Source organism: Candidatus Obscuribacterales bacterium, from assembly GCA_036703605.1.
In the GTDB taxonomy this organism is placed as follows: domain Bacteria; phylum Cyanobacteriota; class Cyanobacteriia; order RECH01; family RECH01; genus RECH01.
The window spans coordinates 1-3,687 of sequence record DATNRH010001167.1 but is presented as its reverse complement, the minus strand read 5'-3'; the positions used below and the strand labels follow the sequence as shown (position 1 = coordinate 3,687).

Sequence of the window (3,687 nt, the reverse complement as noted above, 5' to 3'; positions counted from 1 at the left end):
TCCGGAGTACAACCAGTCTGGTATGTACTGGAGCTGGGGCAACCGCCAGAAGAAAGGCCGTAAGTCCTTTGCTCAGCGAGTGTCTCCCCAGGCTCGCGATGATGAAAAAGGTAAGCGGATGTGGGAGTTGAGCGCTCGCCTGGTGGGGATTGCGGAAACCGCTAATCTCTAACGTCTCGTTGCATAGATCTTGTTGAACAGATGTTGATAGGTCCGTGGGTTGGGGATTATCTCAGCCCGCGGCTATTAGCTTTATGAACCCTCTCGTGCATCCCCCACTCCTGAACGATGGCTGTCCCTAGTGTAAATCCTTGATCTGTTCTGCTATTTGGGGAAAGTGATAGCGCGGTGGCTATCATGGCGGTATTAGGATCAAACAGGAGCGATCGCATGTTACCGACTGTCCGACCATCTCGATTCATATGGGGATTAGCATTGGTGTTCATTGGGCTGTTGGCCGGTTGCCAGGGGGCTAATGATGGTACGACCGCTGTGGAGTCAGATACCACCACGCCATCAGATACCACCACGCCATCAGATACCACCACGTCAGATACCACCACGCCATCAGATACCACCACGCCAGAGGAAAGCGCGGCCGATCCGGATACACTTAATCCGCTAGACTATCCCCCCGTGGCTACCCTACAGCAGTTCTCGGCAGGCGATCGCGCCTGCTATGCCACGGTGGTTGATCCGGATGGTGTGGAGACTGAGCAGTTTGCTAGCTTTGAACTCTGCGATCGCACCGATCTGCTGGGTCAATCGGTGCAGCTCACCTACGAATCTACCTCGATCATGGCGGCATCCTGTCAAGGTGACCCAGCCTGTGAAGAGTCGGAGTTGGTATGGCTGATTACGGCCATAGAACCCGTGAATTCCTCTGCTGCCCCCGTGAGCGATCGCTTGGTGGGGATGGTAACGGCTCATAATTAGACGTCTCGTTGCACAGATCTCGTTGAATGGATGATGTCCGTGGGCTGGGGATGACCTCAGCCTGCGGCTATTGGTTTTGGGAGCCCTTTCCTGAATCCCTACTCGTGGACGCTATCCCTTGTTCAAATCTTTTATCTGTCCTGTCTATCGGTAGAGAATGATGGCTAGGTGGATATCATGGCGTTACTAGTATCAAACAGGAGCAATCGCATGTTACCTACCCTCCGACTATCCCGATTCATGTGGGGATTAGCGTTTGTGTGCGTTGGACTATTGGCTGGCTGTCAGACAGCTAATGATGGCACAACCGCCGTGGATGCAGATACCAGTACGCCAGCAGAAATCCAATCTGATGTACCTAATGCACTCAATCCGCTAGACTATCCCCCCGTGGCCACCCTACAGCAGTTTACGGCGGGCGATCGCGCCTGCTATGCCACGGTGGTTGATCCGGATGGTGTGGAGACTGAGCAGTTTGCTAGCTTTGAACTCTGTGATCGCACCGATCTGCTGGGTCAATCGGTGCAGCTTACCTACGAATCTACCTCGATTATTGCTGCATCCTGTCAAGGCGACCCAGCCTGTGAAGAGTCGGAGTCGGTATGGCTGATTACGGCCATGGAACCCGTGAATTCCTCTGCTGCCCCCGTGAGCGATCGCCCTGTCGAGAGCGATGCCGCCAGCGATCCCCCCGATCCTGCACCCAGTCCAGCCGCACCCACACCAGCAGCTGTGACCGAGGTGCCGTCGATGCTGTTCGATAACGCCGAGCTAGGGGTCTGTACAGATTTCCTTGATGAGGAGATGGCGCGGGAACAGTCGCAGATCTATGCCCTGAATAGCGATCAATATCTCGTAGAGGTGCTGTGCTTTATGGCTGCCTACCAAGGTAGCTATGAATATTGGCTGTATGAACCTGAGACAGAGGCGATCGCTCCCCTATCATTCCAAGTCTTTTATGAAGATGGGGAGGGTGATTGGCAGTCGATTCAAACCCAGCCCCTTGCAGGTCTTCCTACCTATGATCCTGCTCAGCAACAGTTGACGGTGTTCACCAAGTATCGCGGTGCAGGAGACTGTGGCTCCTATGCCAACTATCAATGGCAGGGATCATGTTTTGAACTAGTATATTTTCGCGCCAAAAGCGACTGTGATGGCGTTGCCTTGGATGTAGAAGATTATCCGGTGATTTATCCCTAAGATTGGGCGCTCCCGTCTGGGATTTTCTGCTGTTGCTGCTCTCTGAATCAAGGTAGGCAGAGCGATCCCGATGGGTTGGAAGACTAGGGTGAGGAAGGCCTGCCTTTTCTAGGCTGACTTGCACAGCATCATCTCGGGCGATCGCTCCCTCAACCATGCCGCATCGGGGCAGATGTCTCGATGCGCTAACAATTTTCTGGTCATGATGACAGATCGTCCGGCAAATCGTAGTGTGAGACACATCATCTAGGGAACCATACTTGTTATAACAACTTCCAATCCGGTCAATCCCAGGTAGCTAGGATCATGACTAGGATCGTGGAGCTGTGCGTCTGAGAAACCCCTATGACCTACCAACCCATTCAGCTAACCGAGAGTCAGATTCAGCGATTTCAGGACGATGGTTTTTTGATCGTCGAGAATCTTCTCCCCCCTGACCTGCCCGATCGCTTGATTGAACGCATGGAGCGCCTGTTCTACGGCGAGTTTGAAACCGGTATCTATCCCGACGAATGGTATTGGCGTCAAGGCTTAAGCTTACCCGATGTGACGCGGGAAATCTGCAATGCATGGAAGTGCGATCGCACCATCGCTAGCTTAGTGCTGTCGGCAGAGCTAGGGCGGCTCACGGCTACCCTGGCCGGTTGGGATGGGGCCCGCATTGGGCAAGACAGCATGTGGATCAAGCCACCCAGTGCCAAGGCCGTCGCTATGCATCAAGACGGAGCCTACATTAACTACCTAACGCCACCCCACATGATGACCTGCTGGATTGCCCTGCAAGATGCTAGCTTGGCCGATGGCACCCTGGTCTATGCTCGGGGTTCTCACAAATGGCCCTTGGTGGACGTGGCTGGTGAATTCCATGCCCCCACGAAAGACTACCGCTGGGCTATGCTGCAAGCGGCAGAGCAGGCCGGAGTGCCAGAGCCAGAATTGGTTGTGGTCAACGTGCCAGCGGGGGGCTGTGGTTTCCACCATGGGCGTACCTGGCACGGTCTGGCTCCCACCACCCGCACCGATCGCACCTTCCATAGCATTGGTCTGCATACTATTCCTGCCCATGCGGCGTTCCATCCCACTAATCCCGCTGGCTATATCTATGGTCGCTACAAACGGGTAGGCGATACCCGCATGGATGAGTCCTTCTTTCCCATTCTGTGGAGCAAAACAGGCGATCGCTCGCCATTTCTCACAGACTATTGCGCAGATGCCCTCAGCTCTAGCGATGTACCCATCTTGGGATAATCTCGTCTCAATCAACGCTCCTTGGAGGAAGACAGCCCTGTGGCAGAATGGGGAAGCAAAATCCTGCTTGATCAAGACTCCATGACCAAACCAGCCCCAGCATCATCACCCCGACCGTTACATCTAACGATTTCTGAGAAACTGCTGGCAGAAATAGACGATGGTACCTATTTACCGGGAGAACAACTGCCCAGTGAATATCAACTGATGCTGCGCTTTGAGGTGAGCCGGATTACCATTCGACGGGCGATCGCTAACTTAGCTAGTCAAGGACTGGTAGAAGCCCAGCGCGGCCGTGGAGTT

The 3,687-nt window shown here is 54.1% G+C and carries 4 protein-coding genes; all 4 read left to right on the top strand.

The genetic code is table 11. The features are described 5' to 3' along the window. Nucleotides 1-390: 390 nt before the first annotated feature. Nucleotides 391-936 (top strand): hypothetical protein, encoded by a 546-nt coding sequence (locus tag V6D20_24270; GenBank protein ID HEY9818897.1) that lies wholly within the window; start codon nt 391-393, stop codon nt 934-936. A gap of 210 nt (nt 937-1,146) precedes the next feature. Continuing rightward, complete coding sequence (locus V6D20_24265; protein ID HEY9818896.1) at nt 1,147-2,136, top strand: DUF1176 domain-containing protein; 990 nt, start codon at nt 1,147-1,149, stop codon at nt 2,134-2,136. Nucleotides 2,137-2,481: 345 nt separating this feature from the next. Then, nucleotides 2,482-3,384 (top strand): phytanoyl-CoA dioxygenase family protein, encoded by a 903-nt coding sequence (locus tag V6D20_24260; protein HEY9818895.1) that lies wholly within the window; start codon nt 2,482-2,484, stop codon nt 3,382-3,384. A gap of 39 nt (nt 3,385-3,423) precedes the next feature. Next, a partial coding sequence (locus V6D20_24255) for a GntR family transcriptional regulator (GenBank protein HEY9818894.1) occupies nt 3,424-3,687 on the top strand: 264 nt, incomplete at its 3' end.